Annotated in this window: 29 protein-coding genes and 1 pseudogene; 13 read left to right on the forward strand and 17 right to left on the reverse strand. The window is 67.9% G+C overall.

The genetic code is table 11. The annotated features are described in order from the left end of the window. Positions 1 to 30: 30 nt before the first annotated feature. The 9 genes from uraD to CFB49_RS10835 form a co-directional block, all read right to left on the reverse strand. Complete coding sequence (uraD, locus tag CFB49_RS10795) at positions 31 to 552, reverse strand: 2-oxo-4-hydroxy-4-carboxy-5-ureidoimidazoline decarboxylase (RefSeq protein WP_069617633.1); 522 nt, start codon at positions 550 to 552, stop codon at positions 31 to 33. Continuing rightward, the gene (gene puuE / locus CFB49_RS10800; protein WP_034207577.1) at positions 549 to 1,502 is read right to left on the reverse strand and encodes an allantoinase PuuE; all 954 of its coding nucleotides are present in this window, start codon (positions 1,500 to 1,502) and stop codon (positions 549 to 551) included. Before puuE ends, uraD begins: the two co-directional genes overlap by 4 nt. Positions 1,503 to 1,688: 186 nt before the next feature. Next, positions 1,689 to 2,480: an aspartate/glutamate racemase family protein gene (locus tag CFB49_RS10805; RefSeq protein ID WP_089435187.1), complete on the reverse strand. Its 792-nt coding sequence runs from the start codon at positions 2,478 to 2,480 to the stop codon at positions 1,689 to 1,691. Positions 2,481 to 2,490: 10 nt separating this feature from the next. Beyond that, positions 2,491 to 3,975 (reverse strand): NCS1 family nucleobase:cation symporter-1, encoded by a 1,485-nt coding sequence (locus CFB49_RS10810; RefSeq protein WP_089435188.1) that lies wholly within the window; start codon positions 3,973 to 3,975, stop codon positions 2,491 to 2,493. A 149-nt stretch (positions 3,976 to 4,124) separates the two neighbouring features. Beyond that, positions 4,125 to 4,829: a GntR family transcriptional regulator gene (locus CFB49_RS10815; protein ID WP_069617636.1), complete on the reverse strand. Its 705-nt coding sequence runs from the start codon at positions 4,827 to 4,829 to the stop codon at positions 4,125 to 4,127. Positions 4,830 to 5,137: 308 nt separating this feature from the next. Continuing rightward, positions 5,138 to 6,076, reverse strand: coding sequence for a muramoyltetrapeptide carboxypeptidase (gene ldcA / locus CFB49_RS10820; protein ID WP_089491305.1), 939 nt, complete (start codon positions 6,074 to 6,076; stop codon positions 5,138 to 5,140). Between the two features lie 94 nt (positions 6,077 to 6,170). Next, positions 6,171 to 6,767 (reverse strand): tRNA adenosine(34) deaminase TadA, encoded by a 597-nt coding sequence (gene tadA / locus CFB49_RS10825; protein ID WP_069617638.1) that lies wholly within the window; start codon positions 6,765 to 6,767, stop codon positions 6,171 to 6,173. After that, positions 6,764 to 7,165, reverse strand: coding sequence for a DnaJ family domain-containing protein (locus CFB49_RS10830; protein WP_027784729.1), 402 nt, complete (start codon positions 7,163 to 7,165; stop codon positions 6,764 to 6,766). Before CFB49_RS10830 ends, tadA begins: the two co-directional genes overlap by 4 nt. Positions 7,166 to 7,441: 276 nt before the next feature. Continuing rightward, complete coding sequence (locus tag CFB49_RS10835) at positions 7,442 to 8,671, reverse strand: MFS transporter (RefSeq protein WP_089491471.1); 1,230 nt, start codon at positions 8,669 to 8,671, stop codon at positions 7,442 to 7,444. 296 nt (positions 8,672 to 8,967) lie between these two features. Here CFB49_RS10835 and CFB49_RS10840 point away from each other — a divergent pair, with 296 nt between their 5' ends. The 9 genes and pseudogenes from CFB49_RS10840 (at position 8,968) to CFB49_RS10875 (ending at position 15,190) form a co-directional block, all read left to right on the forward strand. After that, positions 8,968 to 9,738, forward strand: coding sequence for a GntR family transcriptional regulator (locus CFB49_RS10840; protein WP_069617640.1), 771 nt, complete (start codon positions 8,968 to 8,970; stop codon positions 9,736 to 9,738). Continuing rightward, positions 9,735 to 11,474 carry a fumarate reductase/succinate dehydrogenase flavoprotein subunit gene (locus tag CFB49_RS10845; RefSeq protein WP_089491306.1) on the forward strand — a complete coding sequence of 580 codons (1,740 nt, stop codon included), beginning with the start codon at positions 9,735 to 9,737 and terminating at the stop codon, positions 11,472 to 11,474. Before CFB49_RS10840 ends, CFB49_RS10845 begins: the two co-directional genes overlap by 4 nt. 11 nt (positions 11,475 to 11,485) lie before the next feature. Further along, entirely contained in the window at positions 11,486 to 11,731 is a 246-nt protein-coding gene (locus tag CFB49_RS10850) for a 4Fe-4S dicluster domain-containing protein (RefSeq protein WP_006490846.1), read from the forward strand. A gap of 6 nt (positions 11,732 to 11,737) precedes the next feature. Next, a pseudogene (locus tag CFB49_RS37080) lies at positions 11,738 to 11,827 on the forward strand (ABC transporter ATP-binding protein); the annotation flags it as partial. A gap of 39 nt (positions 11,828 to 11,866) precedes the next feature. Next, positions 11,867 to 12,862: a HEAT repeat domain-containing protein gene (locus CFB49_RS10855; protein WP_089491307.1), complete on the forward strand. Its 996-nt coding sequence runs from the start codon at positions 11,867 to 11,869 to the stop codon at positions 12,860 to 12,862. Further along, entirely contained in the window at positions 12,859 to 13,137 is a 279-nt protein-coding gene (locus tag CFB49_RS10860) for a gamma-butyrobetaine hydroxylase-like domain-containing protein (RefSeq protein WP_089491308.1), read from the forward strand. The genes CFB49_RS10855 and CFB49_RS10860 overlap by 4 nt, the downstream gene beginning before the upstream one ends. Positions 13,138 to 13,243: 106 nt before the next feature. Beyond that, positions 13,244 to 14,128 carry an NAD(P)-dependent oxidoreductase gene (locus CFB49_RS10865; protein WP_089435193.1) on the forward strand — a complete coding sequence of 295 codons (885 nt, stop codon included), beginning with the start codon at positions 13,244 to 13,246 and terminating at the stop codon, positions 14,126 to 14,128. 49 nt (positions 14,129 to 14,177) lie between these two features. Then, positions 14,178 to 14,651, forward strand: coding sequence for an NUDIX hydrolase (locus tag CFB49_RS10870; RefSeq protein ID WP_089491309.1), 474 nt, complete (start codon positions 14,178 to 14,180; stop codon positions 14,649 to 14,651). Between the two features lie 89 nt (positions 14,652 to 14,740). Next, complete coding sequence (locus CFB49_RS10875; RefSeq protein ID WP_089491310.1) at positions 14,741 to 15,190, forward strand: acetyltransferase; 450 nt, start codon at positions 14,741 to 14,743, stop codon at positions 15,188 to 15,190. A 3-nt stretch (positions 15,191 to 15,193) separates the two neighbouring features. Here CFB49_RS10875 and CFB49_RS10880 read toward each other — a convergent pair whose 3' ends face one another. After that, positions 15,194 to 15,817 carry a 2'-5' RNA ligase family protein gene (locus CFB49_RS10880; protein ID WP_089491472.1) on the reverse strand — a complete coding sequence of 208 codons (624 nt, stop codon included), beginning with the start codon at positions 15,815 to 15,817 and terminating at the stop codon, positions 15,194 to 15,196. Between the two features lie 116 nt (positions 15,818 to 15,933). Here CFB49_RS10880 and CFB49_RS10885 point away from each other — a divergent pair, with 116 nt between their 5' ends. Next, entirely contained in the window at positions 15,934 to 16,551 is a 618-nt protein-coding gene (locus tag CFB49_RS10885) for a 3'-5' exonuclease (protein ID WP_089491311.1), read from the forward strand. Between the two features lie 214 nt (positions 16,552 to 16,765). Here CFB49_RS10885 and guaA read toward each other — a convergent pair whose 3' ends face one another. The 5 genes from guaA to CFB49_RS10910 all read right to left on the reverse strand — a co-directional run bounded on the left by guaA (position 16,766) and on the right by CFB49_RS10910 (position 22,463). After that, a complete protein-coding gene (gene guaA / locus CFB49_RS10890; RefSeq protein ID WP_069617649.1) occupies positions 16,766 to 18,385 on the reverse strand; it encodes a glutamine-hydrolyzing GMP synthase in 1,620 nt (539 codons plus the stop codon). 107 nt (positions 18,386 to 18,492) lie between these two features. Beyond that, a complete protein-coding gene (locus CFB49_RS10895) occupies positions 18,493 to 19,092 on the reverse strand; it encodes a hypothetical protein (protein WP_089491312.1) in 600 nt (199 codons plus the stop codon). A 6-nt stretch (positions 19,093 to 19,098) separates the two neighbouring features. After that, on the reverse strand, positions 19,099 to 20,559 hold the full coding sequence (guaB, locus tag CFB49_RS10900) for an IMP dehydrogenase (RefSeq protein ID WP_006488752.1): 1,461 nt from the start codon (positions 20,557 to 20,559) through the stop codon (positions 19,099 to 19,101). Between the two features lie 277 nt (positions 20,560 to 20,836). Further along, entirely contained in the window at positions 20,837 to 21,670 is an 834-nt protein-coding gene (locus CFB49_RS10905) for a DUF2182 domain-containing protein (protein WP_089491313.1), read from the reverse strand. A 28-nt stretch (positions 21,671 to 21,698) separates the two neighbouring features. Further along, positions 21,699 to 22,463, reverse strand: a complete 765-nt coding sequence (locus CFB49_RS10910) for a DUF899 domain-containing protein (protein WP_069617652.1) — start codon at positions 22,461 to 22,463, stop codon at positions 21,699 to 21,701. A gap of 114 nt (positions 22,464 to 22,577) precedes the next feature. Between CFB49_RS10910 and CFB49_RS10915 the strand changes: the two genes are divergently transcribed. The 3 genes from CFB49_RS10915 to CFB49_RS10925 all read left to right on the forward strand — a co-directional run bounded on the left by CFB49_RS10915 (position 22,578) and on the right by CFB49_RS10925 (position 25,597). Further along, on the forward strand, positions 22,578 to 23,798 hold the full coding sequence (locus CFB49_RS10915; protein WP_069617653.1) for a DNA-binding protein: 1,221 nt from the start codon (positions 22,578 to 22,580) through the stop codon (positions 23,796 to 23,798). Between the two features lie 31 nt (positions 23,799 to 23,829). Further along, complete coding sequence (locus CFB49_RS10920) at positions 23,830 to 24,516, forward strand: Vgb family protein (RefSeq protein ID WP_089491473.1); 687 nt, start codon at positions 23,830 to 23,832, stop codon at positions 24,514 to 24,516. A gap of 115 nt (positions 24,517 to 24,631) precedes the next feature. Then, positions 24,632 to 25,597: a DMT family transporter gene (locus tag CFB49_RS10925; protein WP_089491314.1), complete on the forward strand. Its 966-nt coding sequence runs from the start codon at positions 24,632 to 24,634 to the stop codon at positions 25,595 to 25,597. A 40-nt stretch (positions 25,598 to 25,637) separates the two neighbouring features. Here CFB49_RS10925 and CFB49_RS10930 read toward each other — a convergent pair whose 3' ends face one another. Then, positions 25,638 to 25,961, reverse strand: coding sequence for an RnfH family protein (locus CFB49_RS10930; RefSeq protein WP_034207647.1), 324 nt, complete (start codon positions 25,959 to 25,961; stop codon positions 25,638 to 25,640). Between the two features lie 4 nt (positions 25,962 to 25,965). Continuing rightward, positions 25,966 to 26,403: a type II toxin-antitoxin system RatA family toxin gene (locus CFB49_RS10935; protein WP_089491315.1), complete on the reverse strand. Its 438-nt coding sequence runs from the start codon at positions 26,401 to 26,403 to the stop codon at positions 25,966 to 25,968. Positions 26,404 to 26,427 lie beyond the last annotated feature (24 nt).

Raw genomic sequence — 26,427 nt, forward strand, 5'->3', positions numbered from 1 at the left:
CGGGCCGTATTGCGGTGTCAGGCGGCGGTGTCAGGCGTCGATCAGGTCGTCGAGGCGAAAGCGCGCGATCCGGTAGATCTGGTCGAGGCTCGCGCGCAGTTCCTCGTCGCGCGAATGATTCACGCGTGACTCGAAGTTCGCGATGATGCCGTGGCGGTCATAGCCGCGCACCGCGAGAATGAACGGGAAGCCGAATTTCTCGCGATACGTGCGGTTCAGCGTCAGCAGCTTGTCGAATTCTTCCTGCGTGCACTGGTCGAGGCCCGCACCGCTCTGCTCGCGGGTCGACTCGGCCGTCAGCTCGCCGCGCACGGCGGCCTTGCCGGCCAGCTCCGGGTGAGCGTTGATCAGCGCGAGCTGGCGCGCTTCGCCGCCGGTTTCCACCGCTTCCGACATCGTCTCGTGCAGCGCGTCGATGCTCGCGAACGGCCGCTTGCCCGCGGCGACCTCGGCCACCCACGGCGAATGTTCGAAAATCCCCGACAGCGCCGCGACGAATGCGCTCGGCGCCATCGTGTTCAGTTGTTCCAACGTGTAGCGCATCGCCTTCATGCTTTCCCTTCGTTTCGATGATTGGGCTGATACGGATGATGTTCACGCCAGTGACGCGCGATATCGACACGGCGCGTCACCCACACGCGATCGTGCTTCTCGATGTGATCGAGGAACCGCTGCAGCCCGCGGAACCGGCCCGGCCGGCCGAGCAGCCGGCAATGCATGCCGATCGACAGCATCTTCGGCGCCTCGTCGCCCTCCGCGTACAGCACGTCGAACGCGTCGCGCAGGTAGTGGAAGAAGTGGTCGCCGGTGTTGAAGCCCTGCGGCGTCGCGAAGCGCATGTCGTTCGTGTCGAGCGTGTACGGCACGATCAGTTGTGGCGACGTGCGCCCGCCCGACACCTCGACGTCCATCCAGAACGGCAGGTCGTCGCCGTAGTTGTCGGAGTCGTACAGGAAGCCGCCGTATTCGGCGACGAGGCGATGCGTGTTGGGGCTGTCGCGGCCCGTATACCAGCCGAGCGGACGCTCGCCCGTCACGCGCTCGATCGCTTCCATCCCGAGGCGCATGTGCTCGGCTTCGAGCTCCGGCGTCATGCTCTGGTAGTGGATCCAGCGCCAGCCGTGGCATGCGATTTCATGGCCAAGCTCGACGAATGCACGCGCGAGCTCCGGATGCCGCTCGATCGCCATGCCGACGCCGAATACCGTCAGCGGCAGCCCGCGCTTCTCGAATTCGCGCAGGATGCGCCACACGCCGGCCCGCGACCCGTATTCGTAGATCGACTCCATGCTCATGTGGCGGTCCGGATACGCGGCCGCGCCGACGATCTCGGACAGGAACTGCTCGGAGCCCGGATCGCCGTGCAACACGCAATTCTCGCCGCCCTCCTCGTAGTTCAGCACGAATTGCACGGCGACGCGGGCGCGCCCCGGCCAGTTCGCCTGCACGGGATGGCGGCCGTAGCCGATCAGGTCGCGAGGATAGTTGGGATCGAGTGACATGGTTCGAAGTGCGGCGAAAACGGGCTGAATGAGCAGGCTGAATGAGCAGGCCGGATGAGCGGGCTCGAATAACGGGTTCGCATCGACTGCGCGGTGCCGGCGGCCGGCCGCGCGAGCCGATGCGATGACGGCCCAGTGTAGCGAAAACGTTGATACGCGCCCATACAGCGGCGCAGATAGTGCATGTCAGACGGTGTGTATGTGCGGTTGCGGCAAATTCGGCGGAGGTTCGGCCGCCTCCCCGTCCGGCGGGCTGAAGCGGGCGAACGCGCCGTCGTAGCGCTTCGCCAGCGGCCGCGCGTAGTCGCCGCGCTTCGCGGTCGCGAGGCGCAGCGCGACGAGCGCCTCGGCCCACTTCACGGCCGCCGTGACGCCCTCGACCACCGGCGCGCCGATCTGCTGCTCGATCTCGTGCGCGAATTCGGCCATCCCCGCGCAGCCGAGCACGATCGCGTCGGCGCCGTCCTCGTCGAGCGCGCGCCGGCATTCGTCGACGATGATCCGGCGCGCGGCCGAGCCGGGCCGGTCGAGTTCGAGCACCGCGACGTCGGTCGCGCGCACGTTGCGGCAGAACCGCTTCATCCCGTAGCGCTCCGCGAGGTGCCACGCCATCCCGCAGGTCCGCGCGAGCGTCGTGACGACCGAGAAGCCCGGCGCGAGCACGCTGGCCGCATGCATCGCGGCCTCGGCGATGCCGATCACCGGCCCGCGCGCAAGCTCGCGCGCCGCGTACAGGCCCGGATCGCCGAAACATGCGATCACGTACGCGTCGCAGCCGTCGCGCTCGCCCCGCGCGACTTCGGCGAGCAGGCCGGGCGTCGCGAGTGCCTCGTCGTAATAGCCTTCGATCGACGGCGGCCCCATCGGTGGGCTCACGGCCACGATCTCCGTGCCGGCAGCCGCGACCTCGCGCGCGCAGCGGCCCATTGCGTCGGTCATCCGCTGCGTCGTATTCGGATTGATCAGTCGGATCTTCATCGCACGCTCCTTACGCGTTCGCGCTCGCGAGCAGCCGATAGAACGCGAAGCCGAGCCCCGCGCCGATGAACCACGAGAAATTCGCGAGGGCCTGCCAGCCCGGCACCATCACGCAGACGACCGCGATCACCGCGGCCGGCAACAGCGCGGCCAGCGCGCGGCGGTTCACGCCGCCCGTATACCAGTAGGCGCCGCTTTCGGACATCGTGTACAGGTCGTCGCGCACGAGACGGCCGCGCTTGACGAGGTAGAAGTCGGCGATCAGCACGCCGTACAGCGGGCCGATGAACGCGCCGAGCACGTCGAGCGTGTAGTGGATCACGGCCGGGTTGTTGAACAGGTTCCACGGCGTGATGAAAATCGACGCGACGGCCGCGAGCATCCCGCCCGCGCGCCAGCTGATCAGGCGCGGCGCGACGTTCGAGAAGTCGAACGCCGGCGACACGAAGTTCGCGACGATGTTGATGCCGATCGTCGCGATCGTGAAGGTCAGCGCGCCGAGGATCACCGCGGTCGGATGGTCGATGCGGCCGACCGTCGCGACTGGGTCGGTGATCAGTTCGCCGAACACCGGCAGCGTCGCGGCGGTGGTGATCACCGTGACGAGCGAGAACGCGAGGAAGTTGACGGGCAGCCCCCAGAAATTGCCGCGTTTCACGTCGCCGAACGAGCGGCAATAGCGCGAGAAATCGCCGAAGTTCAGCATCGGCCCGGAGAAGTACGACACGACGAGCGACACGGCGGTGATCATCACCGGAATCACTTCCGCGCCGTGATACTTGACGCCGCCGAGGTTGATGCCGATGTTGCGCCAGCCCGCGCGCCACACCATGTAGCCGGCGAGGATGAACATCACGACATAGACGGCCGGGCCCGCGAAGTCGATGAACTTCTTGATCGTCTCCATCCCGTTCCAGAACACGAACGCCTGGAGCACCCACAGCAGCATGAAGCCGGCCCAGCCGACCGCCGACAGCCCGAGGAAGCCGTAGCGATGAACGTCCGCATACGGCAGCCATTGCGGGAAAAATTTCAGCACGACGATCACGAGCGCGCTCGATGCGAGATAGGTCTGGATGCCGTACCACGCGATCGCGATCAGCCCGCGGATCACCGCCGGCACGTTCGCGCCGAGCACGCCGAACGTCGCGCGGCACGCGACCGGATACGGTACGCCGATCTGCTGGCTCGGCCGCGCGATCAGGTTGCACAGCGCGTTCACGAGGCCGATGCCGACGATCAGCGCGATCAGCACCTGCCAGCTCGTCAGCCCGAGCGCGAAGAGGCTGCCCGCGAATACGTAGCCGCCGACGCTGTGCACGTCGGACATCCAGAACGCAAAGATGTTGTACGAACCCCATGTCTGATTTTTAAGGGGTGCCAAATCTTCGTTGTACAGACGTTCGCTGTAACCATCCGGCAGTGCCGGACCGCCGCCCTCGCCGCCTTCTTCCGCCGGATAGGCGCTGTCGTGCGCCACACTGAACTGAGCCATGACTTCTCCTTGACGCGGCCGACAGGCCGCTCCACCGTCATCGATATCGCTCCGGATCATCGCCCGGAGTCGGACCCGCGGCCCGCGGCAAACACCGCAGGCCTGCATTGCGCTCGTCGTGTGGCGCGCGGCCGGGTTCGCGTCGCCGCTCAGGCGCCGCCGAACACTTCGCGCAAATCGACCTGCCCTTGCGCGGGCCGGTCCAGCATCTTCAGTTCGACATGCTGCAGGTGGCGCGCCATCAGCGTCACCGCCTGCTTCGGATCGCCCGCCTCCAGCGCGGCGAGGATCTCGTCGTGGTCGTCGCACGAGCACGGGCTGCGCCCGTGCGATTCGTACAGCGCCGACATCAGCGTCGAGCGTGCGACGAGCCCTTCGAGGCACTCGCTGAGCGTCGCATTGCCCATCAGCGTCGCGAGCGCCGTATGGAATTCGCCCGACAGCCGGATCCACGCCGCGAAGTCGTGCCGCTCGAACGCCTTGCGTTCCTTGTCGATCAGCGCCGCGACGCCCTTCAGCCGCCTGGCGCCGGGGCCGGTCGCGAGCCGCTCGACGACGGCAAGCTCGATGATCCGGCGCATCTCGAACACTTCGTGCACGTCCTGCAGCGTCGGGCTCGCGACGAATGCGCCACGGTTCGGCTCGAGGTCGACCAGCTTGTCGGTCGCGAGCTGAGCGAGCGCCTGGCGGATCGTCCCGCGCTTCACACCGAACACGTCGCAGAGCTGCGCCTCCGTCAGCTTCGCGCCGGGCGCGAGCCGATGCTCGAGGATCGCGGTGCGGATCCGCTCGGCGATCGCTTCGGGGCTGGTCGCACCGGACGGGGAGGAATCGGGCTCGTTCATGATCTGCATCGTGTGATGGTCCTTATCCTAGGGTGGACATAAAGATTGTCAACAATTCTTTTGAAGTATTTCGCACAATCGATGTGCGCGAGCGTGTTCCTATTCGGTGCAATGCGCACAACATCCAAGCAATACAAGCCTGACAGGCAAGATGGAGGCCCCTCTCGTCGTATGCCCGCCCGCTTATTTTGTTGACAAAATTGGTGCAAAAACGGGCGAAGCGCCCGTAGGCGCCAACGAAAAATATTGACCGTTAGTTGCGTATCTGAATAAAAAAAAAGGCGGGAAACCCCGCCTTTCGATCGATCGCGCCGGCATCAGCCGAGATGCGGATAGTCGGACAGCGTGAGCCGGAATCCGTGCGCATTCGCGACCAGTTGCGCGTGGGCGCCGAACGGCAGCGTCAGCAGATCTGGCACATGGCCGAACTGGAGCCCCGTGACGACCGGGATGCCGACCACCGCGCGCACCTGTTCGATCATCGCCTGCATGTCGTAGCCGTTGTCGTACTCGAACGGCCGTGCGCCGGTGAACTGGCCGAGCACGAGCGCCTGCTGCCGCGCGAGCAGCCCCGACAGGTGCAGTTGATAGATCATCCGCTCGATCCGGAACGGCTGCTCGTTGACGTCTTCGATGAACAGGATCCCGCCTTCGATATCGGGCATGTACGGCGTGCCGACCAGCGACGTGAGGATCGCGAGGTTGCCGCCCCACAGCGTGCCCGTCACGTTCACCGCCTGCACCTGCGGTGCGTCGGCGACGATCGTCGTGCTCGACTGCGTCAGCGTCTGCCAGAAATGCTGCATCGTGAAGTCGCTCGGCGTTTGAGCGCCGAAGTCGGCCGACAGCATCGGGCCGCCGAACGTCTTGATGCGCGCCTTCGCGTAGAGCGCCAGTTGAATCGCCGTGAAGTCGCTGTGACCCACGAGCGCGACCGGCTGGTCGCGCAACCGGCGTTCGAGCCCGCGATAGTCGAGGCCGTGCAGGATGCGCGCGGCGCCGTAGCCGCCGCGCACCGCGAGCGCGATGTCCGGCAGCGGCCGCTCGGGATCGGCGAGCCGGTTCAGGTCGCCTGCCCGCTCGCCGTCGGTGCCGCCGAAACGCTGGAAGCGCCGCTGCGTCGCCTCGATGTTCTCGATGCGTTGCTGCGCGGTGCTGAGGCGCTCGAGCGCGCGATTGATCGCGTCGGGGTCGTGCGGATAGCCGGACGGCGCCAGCAGGCGGATGGTGTAGGACGCGGCGGGCTGGAAGGACATGGCGAAGGGTGTCGGGGTCGTCAAACCTGCTTAGAGGGCCTGAACCGTGTCCGGTTCACGAAAACCGTGCACGCCGGGCGCGGCGGGACGCAGCCTATGACGCGCCGGATTCGGCGTCGCGGGCGAGCCGCGCGTCGCGCAGCGCGCGACGGCGCTCGGCGAAGAACGACTTCAGCGCGGCGCCGCATTCGTCGGCGAGCACGCCGCCGGTCACTGCGGTGTGGTGATTCAGCTGCGGATTCGCGAATGCGTCGATCACGCTGCCGCACGCGCCCGTCTTCGGGTCGGCCGCGCCGTAGACGACCCGCGCGATGCGGGCGTGCATGATCGCGCCTGCGCACATCAGGCACGGCTCGAGCGTCACGTACAGTTCGCAGCCGGGCATCCGGTAATTCTGCAGATGCTGCGCGGCCATGCGCAACGCGGCCATTTCGGCATGCGCGGACGGGTCGTGTCCGCCGATCGGATGGTTGAAGCCGCGGGCGATCACTTCGTCGCCGCGCACGAGCACCGCGCCGACCGGCACTTCGCCGGCCGCGCGCGCCTCTTCGGCGGCGGCCTGCGCAAGACGCATGAAATGCAGATCCCGCGCCGAGACGGGCGCGGTTTCGGGAACGGGAGAATCGGCGGCGGGGTCAGCGGCCGCGGCGGCTGCCGAGCGTGCTGCGTCGTGCAGCGCGTCGGACGTCACATCGTCCCCGCTTCGGCGGGCGCGTCGTCGAGCCCGCGCTCGCACAGGCGCTCGGCGATGCGTCGGCAGTAGTCGCGCGGCATCACCATCGGGCCGCCGCGCAACGATTCGAGCGCCATGTCGAGCGCAAGGATCTTCGCCTGCAGCCGGCAGCGCGCGGCACGGTCGCTGACCGCCTGCACTTCGTCGTGCAGGTTGCGCAGCGCGCGCAGTTGCTCGACGGCCGGCGGCACGAAGCCCGCGTTCTTCAGGATACGGTTGGCCACGCGCACCTCCTCGGGCACGAGCAGGTCGTCATCCAGCGCCTGTGGCGCGCCGGTACCCGGCAAATCGTCGAACTCGCCCCGCGCGGCGGCGGCGGCAATACGTTGTTCGACCAGGGCGTCAAGCAATCTCATCAGTCAATCGGAACAATGCGGCAGGCCGAATTCTAGCAGGGTGACGCCGGTATGACAGGCCCTTCGAATACATGCTCGATATTGTGTTTTTAGGGGCCGAATCGTCGCGCATGCGTGCCGATCGGCGTCGGTTGCCGCTCTGCTGCGCCGCAACAGGCTGAGCGCGGTTTGGACGCGTGCAAATGGAACGCGTAGCCGGAGCCATTTCTTATCCGGCCGATGCAGCCGACCGCTGTCGACGCGGTGAAAACGCCATGCGCATCCCCCGCTGCCCGATCACGCAGCCGCCGTTTCCGGCCGCGCCTTCGCGAACGGGCGGAACATCGTCGCGATCAGGAACGCGCCGATCCCGATCACGAACGAGCCGAGGTACAGCCAGCCGTAACTGCCGAACGCATCGACGATCAGCCCGCCGGCAACCGGGCCCGCGGCCATCCCGAGGCTGCCGGCCATCGCGCAGCCGCCGATCACGGTACCCATCATTCGTAGCGGGAAATTCTCGCGCGCGAGCACCGAATACAACGGCATCACGCCCGCATAGATGAAACCGAACAGCGTCGCGACCGCGTAGAAGCCGTCGAGCGTGCGCACGAAGTAGTAGCCGAGCGCGCCCAGCGCTTGCGCGAGCAGCCCCGCCACCAGCATGCGCTTCGCGCCGAGCCGATCGCCGAGGATCCCGAACGCGATCCGGCCGCCCATGCCCGCGAGCCCTTCGACGCTATAGATCGACACGGCGACGATCAGCGGAATCCCGCAAGTTACCGCGTAGCTGACCGTATGGAAGATCGGGCCCGAATGCGTCGCGCAGCAGAAGAAGTTGGTCAGCACGAGCACCATGAACTGCGGCGAGCGCAGCGCATCCGCGACCGACATCGCGGCGGGCGCACCGGCGGACGCAGGCGCAGGCGCAGCCGCCGCGTGCGTGGATCCAGCATCGAGCGCGGGCGCCCGGCGCACGAGCAGCGATACCGGAATCATCACGACGGCCGCCAGCGCGGCGATCAGCAGCATCGACGTGCGCCAGTCGCGAACCGACACGAGCCACGCGGCCAGCGGCGCCATCGTCATCGGCGCCATCCCCATGCCGGCCGACACGAGCGACACCGCGAGGCTGCGGTGCGTATCGAACCAGCCGGTCACGCACGCCATCATCGGCGCGAATATCGCGGCCGTCGCGCTGCCGACGGCCAGGCCGAAGGTCAGCTGGAACACGAGCAGCGACGGCGCGCGGCTCGCCAGCGCGAGGCTCGCCGACAGCAGCACGGCGCCCGCGATGACCACCGGCCGCGTACCGACGCGGTCCGACAGGCTGCCCCACGCCATGCTTGCGAACGCCATCGCGATGAAACCAAGCGTCATCGCGGCGGAAATGCCGGTCATCGACCAGCCCGTATCGCGCGCGATAGACCGTAGAAACACCGGCAACGAAAACATCGCGCCGATCGCGACGCAGCCCATCAGGCCGCCCGCGGCGACGATCACCCAGCGGTATCGGGAATCCGGCATGTGGCGTGTCATGTGGCCTCTCCTGGTTCGTTGCGCCATTTGCGGAAACCGGCTGCCGGCCGCATGGCGCGGCACACTGCCCGGTCGATATCGATACGACGGGCGACGCATCGGGAAATCGACATGCGAGGCGCGTGGTCCGCGGATTTTTATTGTCGGCGATTGCGCGCGGCTCGCAAGGATCGGATCGCGCGCCCCACTTTTCCTCAACGGGAAATTCGAAATCAGAAATCGTTGGTTGGGGCACGCACTCGCGCTGGCTACACTCGCCCCATCTTGTCATAACAAGTTGACCGATGAACCCGCCCAACGTCGTGCCGCTGTCCGCGGCCCCGCTCTACGTGCAGATCAAGGACACGCTGCGCGCGCGCATTCTCGACGGCACCTACGCGCCGCACAGCCGGATGCCGTCCGAGCACGCGCTCTGCGCGATGTTCGACGTGAGCCGCATCACGGTGCGCCAGGCGCTTGGCGACCTGCAGAAGGAAGGCCTGCTGTTCAAGCTGCACGGCAAGGGCACGTTCGTGTCGAAGCCGAAGGCGTTCCAGAACGTGACGTCGCTGCAGGGCTTCGCCGAGGCGATGTCGTCGATGGGCTACGAGATCGTCAACCAGTTGCGCAGCCTGCGCACCGTGAAGGCCGATCGCCATCTCGCGACGAAGCTGAACGTGCCCGAAGGCGCGCCGCTCGTCGAGATCCATCGCGTGCGGCTGCTGAACCGCGAACCCGTGTCGCTCGAACAGACCTGGGTGCCGGAGGCGCTCGGCAAGCGCCTCGCCGGCGCCGATCTCGCCACCCGCGACATCTTCCTGATCCTGGAGAACGACTGCGGCATCCCGCTCGGTCATGCCGACGTGTCGATCGACGCGATCCTCGCGGACGACGAAATCGTCGACGCGCTGCACGTCGAGGAAAGCAGCCCCGTGCTGCGCATCGAGCGCCTCACGCACGACGCGTCGGGCGCGCCGATCGACTACGAATACCTCTACTTCCGCGGCGACGCCTTCCAGTACCGGTTGCGCGTCGACCGGCAAAAGGCGCGCAAACCTGCAAGGAACCCGCGATGAATACCCATGTGCACGAATACGACATCGTCGTGGTCGGCGGCGGCACGGCCGGCCCGATGGCGGCCATCAAGGCGAAAGAGCGCGATCCGTCCCTGCGCGTGCTGCTGCTCGAGAAGGCCAACGTCAAACGCAGCGGCGCGATCTCGATGGGGATGGACGGCCTGAACAACGCGGTGATCCCCGGTCATGCGACGCCCGAGCAGTACACGCGCGAGATCACGATCGCCAACGACGGGATCGTCGACCAGGAAGCCGTGTACGCGTACGCGACGCACAGCTTCGCGACGATCGAGCAACTCGACCGCTGGGGCGTGAAGTTCGAGAAGGACGGCACCGGCGACTATGCGGTGAAGAAGGTCCACCACATGGGCTCGTACGTGCTGCCGATGCCGGAAGGCCACGACATCAAGAAGGTGCTGTACCGGCAACTGAAGCGCGCCCGCATCGCGATCACGAACCGGATCGTCGCGACGCGCGTGCTGACCGACGCGCAGGGCCGCGCGAGCGGCGTGCTCGGCTTCGACTGCCGCACCGCCGATTTCCACGTGATCCGTGCGAAGGCCGTCATCCTCTGCTGCGGCGCGGCCGGCCGCCTCGGCCTGCCGGCGTCGGGCTACCTGATGGGCACGTACGAGAACCCGACCAACGCGGGCGACGGCTACGCGATGGCCTATCACGCGGGCGCCGCGCTCGCGAACCTCGAATGCTTCCAGATCAATCCATTGATCAAGGACTACAACGGCCCGGCGTGCGCATACGTGACGGGGCCCCTGGGCGGCTTCACCGCGAACGGCAAGGGCGAACGCTTCATCGAATGCGACTACTGGAGCGGCCAGATGATGTGGGAGTTCTACCAGGAACTGCAGAGCGGCAACGGCCCCGTGTTCCTGAAGCTCGACCATCTCGCTGAAGAAACGATCCGCACCATCGAGCAGATCCTGCATACGAACGAACGGCCGAGCCGCGGCCGCTTCCATGCGGGGCGCGGCACCGACTACCGCAGCCAGATGGTCGAAATGCACATCTCCGAGATCGGTTTCTGCAGCGGCCACAGCGCATCGGGCGTGTACGTGAATGCGCGCGCGGAGACGACCGTGCCGGGGCTGTACGCCGCCGGCGACATGGCGGCCGTCCCGCACAACTACATGCTCGGTGCGTTCACGTACGGCTGGTTCGCCGGGCAAAACGCGGCCGACTACGTGGCCGGCCGCGAACATGCGCCGGTGGATGACGAACAGGTCGATGCCGAACGCACCCGCGTGCTCGCGCCGCTGCAGCGCGAGCGCGGCCTCGCGCCGACTCAGGTCGAGTACAAGCTGCGCCGGATGGTGAACGACTACCTGCAACCGCCGAAGGTGACGCGCAAGATGGAAATCGGGCTGCAACGTTTTGACGGCATTACTGAGGACATCAAAGAAATAAAGGCGAACAATCCACACGAACTGATGCGTGCGGCCGAAGTGCGCGCGATCCGCGACTGCGCGGAAATGGCCGCGCGCGCGTCGCTGTTCCGCACCGAGAGCCGCTGGGGGCTGTACCACCATCGCGTCGATTTTCCGCACCGCGACGATGCCGAATGGTTCTGCCACACGTGGCTGCGCAAGGATGCCGCGGGCGCGATGCGCAGCGAGAAGCGGCCGGTCGAACCCTACGTCGTGCCGCTCGCCGACGACGAACGCGGCGCCTACGCCCAGTTGCGCATCCGCGAACCGGCCGCGCTCGCGGCCGCCCTGTAAGGAACCTTGCCATGCCCCATACCCCGCACGACATCTTCCAGCGCAGCAGCGCGCCCGTGACGATCGACGAGTCGCTGTGCATCGCCGACAAGGGCTGCACCGTGTGCGTCGACGTGTGCCCGCTCGACCTGCTCGCGATCGACGTCACCAAGGGCAAGGCGTACATGCAGTTCGACGAATGCTGGTACTGCATGCCGTGCGAACGCGACTGCCCGACCGGCGCGGTCAAGGTCGATATTCCGTACCTGCTGCGCTGACACGGCGCGCGGCCCCGCACCGACGACAGCACGACCGAGCACATATTCATCGACATCAAGCGCCGCTGTCTCGCGCTGTTGCGCAACGCCGCCTGAGCGCGCGTACCGGCCCATTCACCGCACCGACTTTGCTCCATGACCGCTTCTTCCTCCGCTTTCCCGTCGCCCGGCGTGCCGGCCGCCGATCATGCCGCGCTCGTCGCGCGCCTCGCCGCAGCCGATGCGTCGGTGCGCCGCATCGCACTGCTCGAACTCGCCGATCTCGAAGCGCCCGAACTCGTGCCGTCGTTCGTCGCGGCGCTGCGCGACGACCCGTCGACCGACGTGCGCAGCGAGGCCGCACGCGTGCTCGACGCATGGGAGCAACCCGATGTCGTCGACGCGCTGTGCCACGCGCTGCTCGATCCCGACGACGGCGTGCGCGCGACCGCCGCGCAGAGCCTGTCCGAACTGAAGGACGCGGCATCGGGCGCCGTGCTGTGCCGGTGGGCCGACCGACCCGAGCCGTTCGTGCGCGCCGCCGTGCTGCGCGGCTTGCGCGAGTTGCGCGATCCCGACGCGTTCGCGCCCGCGCTGCGCGCGCTCGACGCGAGCGCCGCTGCCGTACGCACGGAAGCGGTCGTCGTGCTCGGTTGGCTCAAGGACGGCCGCGCGCTGTCGCCGCTCGCGCGCATCGCGACCACGGATGCCGATGCCGACGTGCGGCGCGCGGCGGTCGGCGCAATCGGATTTGCATCGGCTGGCGATGCGGCCGTCGTCACCGCGTTGCTCGCGGCGCTGCGTGACGCCGAATGGCAGGTGCGCGAGGAAGCGGCGGCCACGCTCGGCAAGCTTCGCGCCGCCGTTGCGCGCGACCCGCTCGTCGCCGCGCTCGACGACGATTACTGGCAAGTGCGCGTGCGCGCCGTGCGTGCGCTCGGACAATTGCGCGATGCGGCCGCGGCATCGGCCGTCGTCGCGCTGCTCCCGCATGCGATCAGCAATCTGCGCAAGGAAGCCGCCCTCGCGCTCGGCGAATTGCGCGACCGGGCGACGCTGCCCGCGCTGCACGACGCACTCGGCGATCGCGACCCCGAAGTCCGCAAGGCCGTGCGGATCGCGATCGGACAGATCGACGACGCATCGCGATGATCGCGCCGACCGACATCGCACTCGATCACCCGGCGCACGCACTGACGCTGCGCTGGCCCGACGGCGCCACGCAACGTATCGGCTATGCGCGGTTGCGCAGCGACTGCCCGTGTGCGGAATGCCGAAAGTTCCGGCTCGACGGCGGCCACATCGACGCGCGGCCGGGCCTGACACTGGACGGCGTGGAAGCGCTCGGCTACGGCGTGCGCTTCCTGTTCGGCGACGGTCATGCACGCGGCATTTATCCGTGGCCGTATCTGGCGAACCTTGCGTAGCGGCGATGACGCGGCTTCCCCGCTCGCGCGGGCCACATGGCAAGCATGCGAAAACGCTGCGATACTGACTTCCACGATCGTCACCAGCTACCGTGGGAGCAGCACCATGCAAACCGCAGTCGGATTCATCGGTCTCGGCGTGATGGGCACGCCGATGGCACTCAATCTCGCGCGGGCCGGCACGCCGCTCGTCGTGTGGAGCCGTTCGCACGGCAACGACGATGCACTGCGCGACGCCGGCGCGCGCGTGGCCGGGGACATCGACGACGTATTCGGGTCCTGCCGCACCGTGATTTTGATGCTCGCGAACGACGCGGCGATCGATGCCGCCCTCGCGCGCGGCACGCCCGGTTTTGCCGCCCGGGTCGGCGGACACACGATCGTCAACATGGGCACGAATGCGCCCGAATACTCGCGCGCGCTCGCCGATGACATCGCCGCCGCGTCGGGCCGCTACGTCGAGGCGCCGGTGTCGGGCTCGCGCAAGCCGGCCGAAGCCGGGCAGCTCGTCGTGATGCTGGCCGGCGCGCCAGACGACGTCGGCGCCGTCCGCGCGCTCGTGAAGCCGCTGTGCCGCGACAGCTTCGTGTGCGGCGACGTGCCGTCGGCGCTGACGATGAAGCTCGCCGTCAACCTGTTCCTGATCACGATGGTCACCGGTCTCGCCGAAGCCACGCATTTCGCGCAACGTCACGGTATCGACCTCGCGCGCTTCGCCGACGTGCTGAATGCCGGCCCGATGGCCAGCGACGTGTCGCGCGTGAAGCTCGGCAAGCTCGTCGCGGACGATTTCTCGGTGCAGGCCGCGATTACCGACGTGCTGAAGAATGCGCGTCTCGTCGCCGAATCCGCGCGCGGCATCGGCATCGCGTCGCCGCTGCTCGACATCTGCCACGCGCTTTACGGCGAGACCGAGCAGGCCGGACACGGCGCGGCCGACATGGTCGCCGTGATTCGTGCGATCGAACGGCGTACCGGGGACGCGCGATGAGCGACGTGCACGCTCACGCGTTCGTTCGCACCGACGGGTAGGCCCGACCATGTCCGCACCTGGCAACGCTGTACCCTTGCGCCCCGTTCCCGCCGTGATCGGCATCGTGCTACGCGAACGCGACGTGCTGCTCGTGCGCCGCGCAAATCCGCCCGACGCGGGCTGCTGGGGCTTTCCCGGCGGCAAGATCGAACCGGGCGAGCCGCTCGCGGATGCGGTCGTGCGCGAGATCGCCGAAGAAACGACGATCGACGTCGAGGCGCTCGACACCTTTACCGCGCTGGATGCGTTCGATTACGATGCGCACGGCGCCGTGCGCCAGCATTTCGTCATGATCGCGGTGCTGTGCAGATGGCTACGCGGCACGCCGGCCGCCGGCGACGATGCGCTCGATGCGCGCTGGTTCGGGATCGACGAGCTCGACCGCGACGATTTACCGATGAGCGCGGGTGTGCGGGAGGTCGCGCGACGGGCGATGGAGCGGGCTGCAGCGCTGGCGCACGCGCGGCGGCCATCCGACTGATACATCGCCGTCACTTGCGCATCCCGCGACGCGTTCGCTCCGTCATGGAGCCGCCACCCGCCGAGCACCGAATCATCACGCATCGAACCATGATCAGAATTCGACAATCCACCGAGGCCGACGGCACACGCGTGCTGGATATCTGGCGCCATGCCGTCGACGCCACGCATCACTTCCTGAGCGATGACGACCGTCGCACGATCGAATCCGAAGTCGTCGCGTTTCTGCCCGGCGCGCCGCTCGATGTGGCCGTCGACGAGCGCGATCGTCCGATCGGCTTCATGCTGCTCGACGGCAGCCACATGGAAGCGCTGTTCGTCGATCCCGCCCACCATCGCGCGGGTGTCGGGCGGTTGCTCGTCGAAGAGGCGCTCAAGCGCCACCCCGGCCTGTCGACCGACGTCAACGAACAGAACGACGCGGCGGCGAGATTTTATGAACGACTCGGATTCGAGCGCTGCGGGCGATCGGAGTTGGACGGGCAAGGGCGGCCGTATCCGCTGATTCACCTTCATTATCGCGGAGGCGATCGGGACTGAAGGTCATCCCGGCGGACTGCCGGTCGTCAGCGGCCAGCGCCCCAAAACGTCGTAGTGCGACTTGCCGAGCCAGCTATCGATCAGGACGAAGTCGAGCACAGTCCAAGTAATCGGCTCGATCCGGTACTCATCGGGCCTCTGTGCGCCATACAGCAGCGTCACGTGCGGGGTGAAACCCGACGGAAAAACACGCACGCCTACCCGTTTCAACGCGTCTCGCAACTGCCGTCGAAAATCGAGCAAGTCCTCCAGTCCGGCCTTCCCCATCAGCACCAGCGGCTGACGACCGGACCGCCCGTTGAAGCTGATGATCTTGTCGAACCTCACGGAGAAAGACGGTACATCCATGCGATCCGCGACCGCGCGGGCCCGCGCAAGCTTAGCGTCCGGAACATAAGCGAAGTCGCCCACAGAACCCAGTGTGATGTGCAGACGCTCGGTGCTCACCGGGCTGTCCTTCTCCAGCCGCATGCTTTCGGCAAGGTCAGTAATGCGCGCCGCCGTGGCCGGGTCCGGCATCACGGCGAAAAAGAAGCGGTGCACGGGAGCCGGCGGCGGCGCATCGAATCCGGGTAGCGTCAGTTGAGTCACGGCAGCATCTCCGTCTGGCCTGGAGCGAGATTTCATTATCGTCAATCGGTAGCCTGCTCGCTCCTGCTCGACGAATCCGCCGTTCGCGCGCCCGAAGATGCTACCCTCTCGGCCACACTCGACACCCTCTGATGAAGCACCCGAATTCAACCATGCAAACCGTCGCGGTACTGGACTTCGAAACAACCGGGCTGTCGCCGAATCTGGGCGACCGTGCAACCGAAATTGCCGTCATCCTGCTGCGCGACGGGCAAGTCGTCGACCGTTTCCAGAGCTTGATGAATGCAGGCCGACGCATCCCGTCCGATGTGGTCGCGCTCACCGGCATCACGAACGACATGATCGCGACGGCGCCGCCCGCGTCCGAAGTCATGAAGGAAGCGGCGGCGTTCGTCGGCAAGCATGCGGTCGTCGCCCACAACGCCGGCTTCGACAAGCGCTTCTGGCAGTCGGAACTGGGGATGCTTGGCACGTCGGCCGACCATGCGTTCGCGTGCACGATGCTGGTGGCGAGACGGATCTACCCGGACGCGCGGAGTCACCGCCTGTCGAGCCTCGCCGAGATGCTGCGGTTGCCGCAAACGGGCCGTGCGCACCGCGCGATGGTCGATGCCGAGATGGCTGGGCATCTGTGGTGCCGGTTGCAGCAGGATATTTCGCGGACTTATGGGCTGGATCGGATCGATCACGCGTTGATGTCGCGGGTGCAGGCGACGACCAAGGCGAAGGTGCCGATGTATTTGCGGTCGCTCGGGCGGGCGCATGCATGACGTATCCGGTCCCGGAACGGGAAACACGACGCGCGCTGACTGACTGCACGCGTTAACGCAAAACGGCCGGGCAATGAATTGCCAGGCCGCTTCTTGCTCCCGCGTGAGCCGGGGCAGCAAGCCAACCGAACCGACAATCCGCTTGCGAACTATCGCGACATCGACCGATGCGCGACGACACAAGCGGAATCGAACGCCGATTCAGCCGGAATGCTCACTCCCACTCGATCGTCGCCGGCGGCTTCCCCGAGATGTCGTACACGACCCGATTGATCCCACGCACTTCGTTGATGATCCGGTTCGACGCGCGGCCGAGCAGCGCATACGGCAGATGCGCCCAGTGCGCGGTCATGAAGTCGGTCGTCTGCACCGCGCGCAGCGACGTCACATAGTCGTACGTGCGGCCATCGCCCATCACGCCGACCGACTTCACCGGCAGGAACACCGCGAACGCCTGGCTCGTCAGGTCGTACCAGCTCTTGCCGACATCGGCCTCGCCGCACAGGCCGGCCGCCGCATCCTGCGCGGTCGCGACCGTGCCGCGCAGTTCCTCGATGAAGATCGCGTCCGCGCGGCGCAGCAGGTCCGCGTACTCGCGCTTCACTTCGCCGAGAATCCGCACGCCGAGGCCCGGGCCCGGGAACGGATGGCGGTACACCATCTCCGGCGGCAGGCCGAGCGCGACGCCCAGCTCGCGCACTTCGTCCTTGAACAGGTCGCGCAGCGGCTCGAGCAACTTCAGGCCGAGCGTTTCCGGCAGGCCGCCGACGTTGTGGTGGCTCTTGATCGTCGTCGCCTTCTTCGTCTTCGTGCCGCCCGACTCGACCACGTCCGGGTAGATCGTGCCCTGCGCAAGCCACTTCGCCTTCGACAGCTTCTTCGCCTCGGCCTGGAATACCTCGACGAACTCGCGGCCGATGATCTTGCGCTTCGCTTCCGGATCGGTCACGCCGGCCAGGTGGCCAAGGAACTGCTCGGACGCGTCGACGTGCACGACCTTCGCATGCAGGCGGCCCTCGAACATGTCGAGCACCATCTTGCCTTCGTTCAGGCGCAGCAGGCCGTGATCGACGAACACGCAGGTCAGCTGATCGCCGATCGCGCGATGGATCAGCGCGGCCGCGACGCTCGAATCGACGCCGCCCGACAGGCCGAGAATCACTTCCTCGTCACCAACCTGCTCGCGGATCTTCGCGACGGCTTCCTCGATGTGGTTCTTCATGATCCAGTCGGGCTTCGCGCCGGCGATCTGCAGCACGAAGCGTTCGATGATCTGGCGGCCCTTCACCGTGTGCGTGACTTCCGGGTGGAACTGCACCGCGTAGTAGCCGCGCGCCTCGTCGGCCATGCCGGCGATCGGGCAGCTCGGCGTCGACGCCATCAGCGCGAAGCCCGGCGGCAGCTCGGCCACCTTGTCGCCGTGGCTCATCCAGACCTTCAGCATGCCGTGGCCTTCGGCCGTCGTGAAATCCTCGATGCCGTCGAGCAGGCGCGTATGGCCGTGCGCACGCATTTCCGCGTAGCCGAATTCGCGGTGGTCGCTCCACTCGACTTTGCCGCCGAGCTGCACGGCCATCGTCTGCATGCCGTAGCAGATGCCGAGCACCGGCACGCTGAGATCCCACACGGCCTGCGGCGCGCGCAGTTGATGGTCTTCGTACGTGCTCGCGTGGCTGCCCGACAGGATCACCGCCTTCGGCGCGAACTCGCGGACGAAGTCGTCGGACACATCGTTCGGATGAATTTCGCAGTAGACGTGCGCTTCACGCACGCGGCGCGCGATCAGTTGGGTGACTTGCGAACCGAAGTCGAGAATCAGGATTTTGTCGTGCATGGCTGCGGACGGGATGAAGAGAATAAGAAAAGCAGCGCACGAAGCGCTGCGTCAAAAGCATGGACAGCGGCGTCGGGCGGCAGGCGGCTCGCGCGACGCATTGCCGGTCAATCCTGCGACGGCGGGCGCGCGTCGAACGCGACGCTGCCTGACGCGCGCTCGGAAACGGCCGATGGGGCTGCCGCGGCCGGCGCCGAAGGCGCCACCGGACGGCTGACGACCGGCTCGACCCGCGGCTGCACTGCGGAGGCCGGCGCCGGTTCGACCGGACGCTGCGCGTCCCGGGCCTCGAGCGCCTGCGCTTTCTCGCGCCGGCGCACGGCCGATGCGAGGCGCACGCCGCCGAGGCCGAGCAGGATCAACGCGACCCCGGCCACCGCCGACAACACCCGGCCGGCGGCCGCGAGCGCGGGCCCGCTGCCGGTACCGATCGACCACACGACGGTCAGCACGCCGGTCAGCCAGTACACGTGGCCGACCGCCCGTGCGACGGGCGCCGTGAGGTCGCCGTTGAACGCCGCATGAAACGCGAGCCACGCGAGCCCGAGCAGCGCGATGCCGAACGCCTGGCCGAGCATCGCCGGCTGGATGTTCGCCAGTTGCAGCGCGTTGAACAGCGCCTGCCAGGGCGTCAGCACGAACAGCACGCCGAACGCCAGCAGCAGCACGGCATCGACGATCAGCACGGCTCGCAGCAGCGGTTTCATCGGCGATCAGTCCACGTGGTAGTTCGGCGCTTCCTTCGTGATCTGCACGTCGTGCACGTGCGACTCGCGCATGCCCGCCGCGGTGATCTGGACGAATTCGGCCTTCTCGTGCAGCTCGTCGATCGTCTTGCAGCCGCAGTAGCCCATGCTCGCGCGCACGCCGCCGACCAGCTGGAACAGGATCGCGTTGACCGAACCCTTGTACGCGACGCGGCCTTCGATGCCTTCAGGCACGAGCTTGTCGATGTTCGCCGAGTTGTCCTGGAAGTAGCGGTCTGCCGCGCCGTCCTTCATCGCACCGACCGAACCCATGCCGCGATACGACTTGTACTGGCGGCCCTGATACAGGAACACGTCGCCCGGCGCCTCTTCGGTGCCCGCGAACATGCTGCCCATCATCACCGCGTTCGCGCCGGCCGCGAGGGCCTTCGACACGTCGCCCGAGAAGCGCACGCCGCCGTCGGCGATGCACGGCACGCCGGTGCCCTTCAGCGCTTCCGCGACGTTCGCGATCGCGCTGATCTGCGGCACGCCGACACCCGCGACGATCCGCGTCGTGCAGATCGAGCCCGGGCCGATACCGACCTTGACCGCGTCCGCGCCGTATTCGACGAGCGCCTTCGCGGCGGCGGCCGTCGCGATGTTGCCGCCGATCACCTCGACGTGCGGGAAGTTCTGCTTGACCCAGCGCACGCGCTCGAGCACGCCCTTGCTGTGACCGTGCGCGGTATCGACGACGATCACGTCGACGCCGGCCTGCACCAGCAGCTCGACGCGCTCCTCGTTGTCCGGGCCGACGCCGACCGCCGCGCCTGCGCGCAGCTTGCCGTGTTCGTCCTTGCACGCGTCCGGGTGCTCGGTCTGCTTCGTGATGTCCTTGACGGTCATCAGGCCGCGCAGTTCGAACGCGTCGTTGACGACCAGCACGCGCTCGAGGCGGTGGCTGTGCATCAGCGCCTTCGCTTCGGCGAGCGGCGTGCCTTCCTTGACCGTGACGAGGCGCTCGCGCGGCGTCATGATCGACTTGACCGGCTCGTCGAGGCGCGTTTCGAAACGCAGGTCGCGGTTCGTGACGATGCCGACGAGCTGCGGACCTTCGACGACCGGGAAGCCCGAGATGCCATGCTGGCGCGACAGCGCGATCACGTCGCGCACCTTCATTTGCGGCGGCACGGTGATCGGGTCGCGGACGACGCCCGACTCGAAACGCTTGACCTTCGCGACTTCGCGGGCCTGCTCGGCCGGCGTGAGGTTCTTGTGGACGATACCGACGCCACCCTGCTGCGCCATCGCGATCGCGAGGCGACCTTCGGTGACCGTGTCCATCGCGGCGGACACGAGCGGCATGTTCAGGGAGATGTTGCGGGTCAGCTTGGTCTTGAGGCTGGTGTCGCGCGGGAGAACGTCGGAGAAGGCGGGAACGAGGAGCACGTCATCGAAAGTGAGTGCTTTTTGGATCAGACGCATGGCAAATCCTATGGGCGCAAAAGCGAATTATACGCGAAGCGCCGTGAATTTTCACAACACGAACAACGGCTTAGCCGGTTTCGGCCGTTCGGGGGCCGAATCGTTCGGATCGCCGTTCGGTTCGTTTTCGATCGCTTTTCGTTTCACGGCCGCGTCGAACCATTCGCGCAAGGGCTGGCCGGGCGGCACGTGCGCGTGTCGCGCCGAGGCCACACGGGCGCGACGACAGCGGCCGCGCACGGCCCGGCGCCACACAGCCGAAGCGGCTCTGCCCGCCTCACGCCAGCCCGGCCGCGCGGGCGACCATCGCGATGCCGGCCACCACCACGCCGCACCCGACGATCCGCGCGACGCGCCCGCCGGCCGGCGCCAGGCGTTCGGCGGCGATCGCCCCCGCGACGGCGGCCATCACGCGCAGATCCATCATGCCGGCCGCCAGCGCGACCGCCATCAGGTTCCCGCAACACGCGCCGCATCGGATCGCGGCATGCACGCCGTACCGCCATGCCGTGGCGGCCGCCGCCCGCGGCCGGTGTCCGCCTTGTACCGCCGCGTGCCGGCAGCACACGAGCCGGCGCGCCTTCCACCCGGAGAATTGCAGCCCGCCCGCGGCCAGCACGACGGCGCCGGTCGCGAACGGCATCGTCCGGGCGAGCGCCGGCAGCCGCGCCGCGGCCGTCGTCAGCGCGGCGCCGGCTGGAAACACCAACGCGCCGAGCGCGATCCAGACCGAGAAGTAGCCGGCCCGCGCGACGACGACGAGCCAGGCCGGCCGCACCGCCGCATAGGGGCCGATGCGCTGCCGGTAATGCCAGAGCCGCGGCGCGAGCACGGGCAGCATCATCGTCACCGTCATCGCGCCCCACATTCCGGCGAACGCGGCGAATGCGCGCCCGGCGCCCTGCCCGCACGGTCGCAGCCAGGCGGCCGACGCGATCCAGCCGCCGGGCATCGGTTCGCCGCCCATCTCCGCCATCGACGCGTGCTGCGCCAGCAACGCCATCGCGGCGACCGCGAACACGGCCGCGATCGCCGCGCCGAACACCCGCGGATCGGGGGCTGTCTCGCCGGTTGCCGGCCCGGTTTTCAGCCCGGTCGTCGTTCGTGTCATTGCGCATGCCCACCCGTCGCCGGCCCGCTCAGCCGCGCGCGTACTCGTCGTGACGACGCCACCACGGGCCGGCCTCGTTGCGCCCGCGCGGCGCGCGATCGAGCCACTGGTACATCCCCCACAAGCCGTCGAGGCCGCGTGCGTAGGTCGAATACGTGTGATAGACGGCGCCGTCCTCGCGCACGAACGCACTCATCCCCGGCCGGTCGAGCGAATACGTGAGCGCGTCGGTGCCGCACGTGGCCGCGAACTGCACGACGGGCGCCGGCGGCGGATCCATGTCCATCGCATGGCCGGCCCGCGCATAGTTGTATTCGACGTCGCCCGCGCGCTGCTGCGTTTCGGTGAACGACACATTGAAGTCGAAGTTGAAATCGCTGCCGACCGACGACGCCCACGGGAACGTCCACCCCATCCGCTGCCGGTATGCGAGCAGTTTCGCGAGCGGCGCGCGCGACACGGCCGCGAGCGTCACGTCGTGGTGCGCCAGATGCACGGCGAAGCCGTCGAAGCCGTCGGCGAGCGCCGAGCACGACGGGCAGCCGGCCTTGTAGTCGGGGCCGAACATGAAGTGATAGACGAGCAGTTGCGAACGGCCGCGAAACAGGTCGTCGAGCGTCGTCTGGCCGTCCTCGGTATCGAACCGGTAAGTTTTGTCGACGCGCACCCACGGCAGCGCCTGGCGCCGCCGCGCGAGTTCGTCGCTTTGCCGCGTCAACGCCTTTTCAGCGTCGAGCAGCGCGCGGCGTTCGGCCAGCCATTCGTCGCGGGTTCCGGTGAGATGGGTCGTCATTGCAGGTTCCTCCTTCCGATGGGTATCCGGGCACGGCATCCGGAGCCGTGTGCGTGGTGCTAGATTAGTGGCCGGCATCGGACCGCAGGGAGTGACAAGTGTGTCGGGATTCGGATGGATTCGCTGATCACGGCGGCCGCGCGCGCGCTCGCGGCCGGTGACGCGCTCGGCGCGTTGAACCGCGTCGCGCTGCGCGACGATGCGCCGGCGCTCGCGCTGCGCGGCATCGCGCTCGCGCAGCTCGGCGATTTCGAACGCGCGCGTTCGCTCGTGCGCGGCGCCGCACGCGCATTCGGCGCGAAGGAAGCGGTCGCGCGGGCGCGCTGCGTCGTCGCGGAAGCCGAGATCGCGCTCGCGTCGCGCGACCTGCACTGGCCGACGCGCGCGCTCGATGCGGCCTGCGCGACGCTCGACGCGCACGGTGACCGTGCGAACGCCGCGCATGCACGCTATCTCGGCGTTCGCCGCTTGCTGCTGATCGGCCATCTCGACGAGGCCGAGCGGCTGCTCGCGCATCTCGATCCCGCGCCGCTGCCGCCCGCATCGCGCGCCGCCCATGAATTGATCGCGGCCGGCATCGCGATGCGCCGCATCCGTACGCACGCGGCCCGAGCGGCGCTCGACCGTGCGCGGACAGCCGCCCGCGCCGCCGGCATCGCAGCGCTGACGGCCGAGGTCGACACCGCCGCGCGCGTGCTCGACGCGCCGGCCGCTCGGCTCATCGCGCGCGGCACGTCGCGGCTCGTGCCGCTCGACGAAGTCGAGACGCTGTTCGAGTCGAATGCGCTGGTCGTCGACGCATGCCGCCACACGGTGCGCGATGCGCGCACGACCGTGTCGCTCGCGCGGCGTCCGGTGCTGTTCGTGCTCGCCCGTGCGCTCGGCGAAGCGTGGCCGGCCGACGTGTCGAGAAACGCGCTCGTCGCCGCCGCGTTCCGCGCGAAACAGGCCGACGAATCGCATCGTGCGCGGCTGCGTGTGGAGATCGGCCGGCTGCGCGCGGTGCTGCGCCCGCTCGCGAACGTCGTCGCGACGCCGCGCGGCTTCGCGCTCGAACCGCTCGGCGTGCGCGAAACCGTCGTCCTCGCGCGCCCGGTCGACGATCGGCACGCGGCCGTGCTCGCGCTCCTCGCCGACGGCGAAGCATGGTCGAGCTCCGCGCTGGCGCTCGCGCTCGGCGCCAGCCAGCGCACCGTGCAGCGCGCGCTGGATGCGCTCGCGGAAACCGGCAAGGTGCAGGCACTCGGCCGCGCACGCGCGCGCCGCTGGATGACGCCGCCGCTGCCCGGATTCGCGACGACCTTGTTACTCCCGGTTGCGCTGCCGGGCGATTAGGATGGCCTCATCGAACGACGAGGTAACGAACATGAAACGCTCCACTGCAGACATCCTTCACGAGTACGGCCCGTTTCCGGGCGTCGACGCCGTGCACGGCGTCACGTTCGACGGGCAGCACGTGTGGTACGCGTCCGGCGACAAGCTGAATGCGCTCGACCCCGAGCGCGGCACGATCGTCCGTTCGCTCGACGTCGCCGCGCACGCGGGCACCGCGTTCGACGGCCACCACCTGTTCCAGATCGTCGAGGACCGCATCGAGAAGATCGACCCCGAATCGGGCCGCGTGCTCGCGACGATCCCGGCGCCCGGCGGCGGCGCCGATTCGGGGCTCGCGTGGGCGGAAGGCACGCTGTGGGTCGGCCAGTACAGCGAACGCAAGATTCATCAGGTGGATCCGCAGTCGGGCGCCGTGCTGCGCACGATCGAATCGAACCGCTTCGTCACGGGCGTGACGTGGGTCGACGGCGAGCTGTGGCACGGCACGTGGGAAGCCGACCGGAGCGACCTGCGGCGCATCGATCCGCGCACGGGGGAAGTACTCGAGCAGATCGACATGCCGGCCGGTGTCGGCGTGTCGGGGCTCGAATCCGACGGTCACGACCGCTTCTACTGCGGCGGCGGCAACAGCGGCAAGCTGCGTACCGTGCGGCGCCCGGCGCGCACGCGTGCCGCCGGTGACGGCGCGGCGGCGACACCCGATTCGGCAAAGGACTGATTCGCCGCCCGTCGAAACCGCTCGACGCCATGCCCCGAGTGCAGGAATGAACAAGACGCCGCCGCGACGGCATCGCTAACATGCGCGCACTTCAGTCATTCGTTCGGAGCGGTCGATGCAGCGCGGCGTGGTGTACGGTGTCCTGGCAGGCGCCCTGTGGGGCATGGTGTTTCTCGTGCCGCGGCTGCTGACCGATTTCTCGCCGCTGCTGCTGAGCGCCGGCCGCTACACGATGTACGGCCTCGTGTCGCTCGTGGCCGCCTTGCCGGCCGCGCGCTCGCTGCTCGCCCGGCTGACCCGCGAGGATCTCGTCGCCCTCGTGAGGCTCGCCGTCATCGGCAACGTCGCGTACTACATGCTGCTGTCCGGCGCCGTGCACCTGATCGGCATCGCGCCCAGCTCGCTGATCGTGGGCGTGCTGCCCGTGACCGTCACGCTCGCGGGCCTCGGCGACCACGGCGCCATGCCGCTGCGGCGGCTTGCCGCCCCGCTCGTGCTGGTGATCGCGGGCATCGTCTGCATCAACGTCGATCTGTTCACGTCCGAAGCCGCGCACGCGACGACGCTCGCCCAGAAGCTCGCGGGCATCGCCTGTGCGTTGGGCGCGCTCGCGAGCTGGACCTGGTATGCGGTGGCGAACACACGCTACCTGCAGCGCCATCACCACTTCGGCGGCAACGAATGGTCGGTGCTGTGGGGTGTCGTGACGGGCCTGATCGGCGGGCTCTGCTGGCTGGCGATCCTCGCGCTGCCGGCCGGCACCGTGCAGGCGGCCGTGCCCGCATCGCGCTGGCAGTTGTTCTGGCTGCTGAACCTCGTGCTCGCGATCGGCGCGTCGTGGCTCGGCAACGGGCTGTGGAACGCCGCGTCGAAGCGGCTGCCGCTGACGCTATCGGGTCAGTTGATCGTGTTCGAAACCGTGTTCGCGATGCTGTACGCGTTCGTGTACGACCGGCGGATGCCGCATGCGCTCGAGATCGCCGCGCTCGTGCTGCTGCTCGCCGGCGTATACGGCTCCGTGCGAAAGCATGGCGACACGCCGGGCGGCGCGCCGACAAACGCAAACGCCGCGGCCCACTGAGCGCCGCGGCGTTTGACCGCCCGTCAGCGCGAACGACGCGTCAGCGCGCGTCCTTGTGCATCCACTTGCGGCCCTCGATCGAACCGTCGCGGCGGGACTTGTCGACGCGCCGCTGGCGCGCGAGCTTCGGATCGACGATCAGCGGACGGTAGATCTCGACGCGATCGTGGTCGACGAGCGGCGTATCGAGCGGCGCGAGCTTGCCGTACACGCCCGTCTTCGCGTGCGCGAGATCGATCTCCGGGTGCAACGCGAGCACGCCGCTCGCGTCGATGGCCGAGCGCACGGTCGCCCCTTCGGGCAGCGACAGCGGAATCAGCGTCTGGCGATCCGGCAGTGCATAGCAGACTTCGATCGACAGCATCGCGTCACCCCTTTCCGTAGCGCTGGTCCGCGCGCTTCACGAACGAATCGACGAACGTGTTCGCGATGTGGCTGAACACCGGCCCGATGATCTTCTCGAGCAGGATGCTCGAAAACTCGTAGTGCAGCGCGAATTCGATCTTGCACGCATCGGCGCGCAGCGGGGTGAAGCGCCACGAACCCGTGAACTTCTTGAACGGCCCGTCCGCGAATTCCATGTCGATGCGCGTCGGACGCTGCTGCGTGTTGCGCGTCGCGAAATGCTGCTTGATACCCTTGAAGTTGATGTCGATGCGCGCTTCCATCCCGCTCTCGTCCTGACGGCGAACCTCGACACCGCCGCACCAGGGCAGGAAATTGGGGTAGTCGGCCACGTCGGTGACGAGGTCGAACATCTGTTCCGCCGAGTGGCGGATCAATACGGTTTTCTGGACATCTGCCATAAATCGCGCGGCATCGCTGAAAGG

The organism is Burkholderia sp. AU17457, from assembly GCF_002223255.1.
Lineage (GTDB): Bacteria > Pseudomonadota > Gammaproteobacteria > Burkholderiales > Burkholderiaceae > Burkholderia > Burkholderia sola.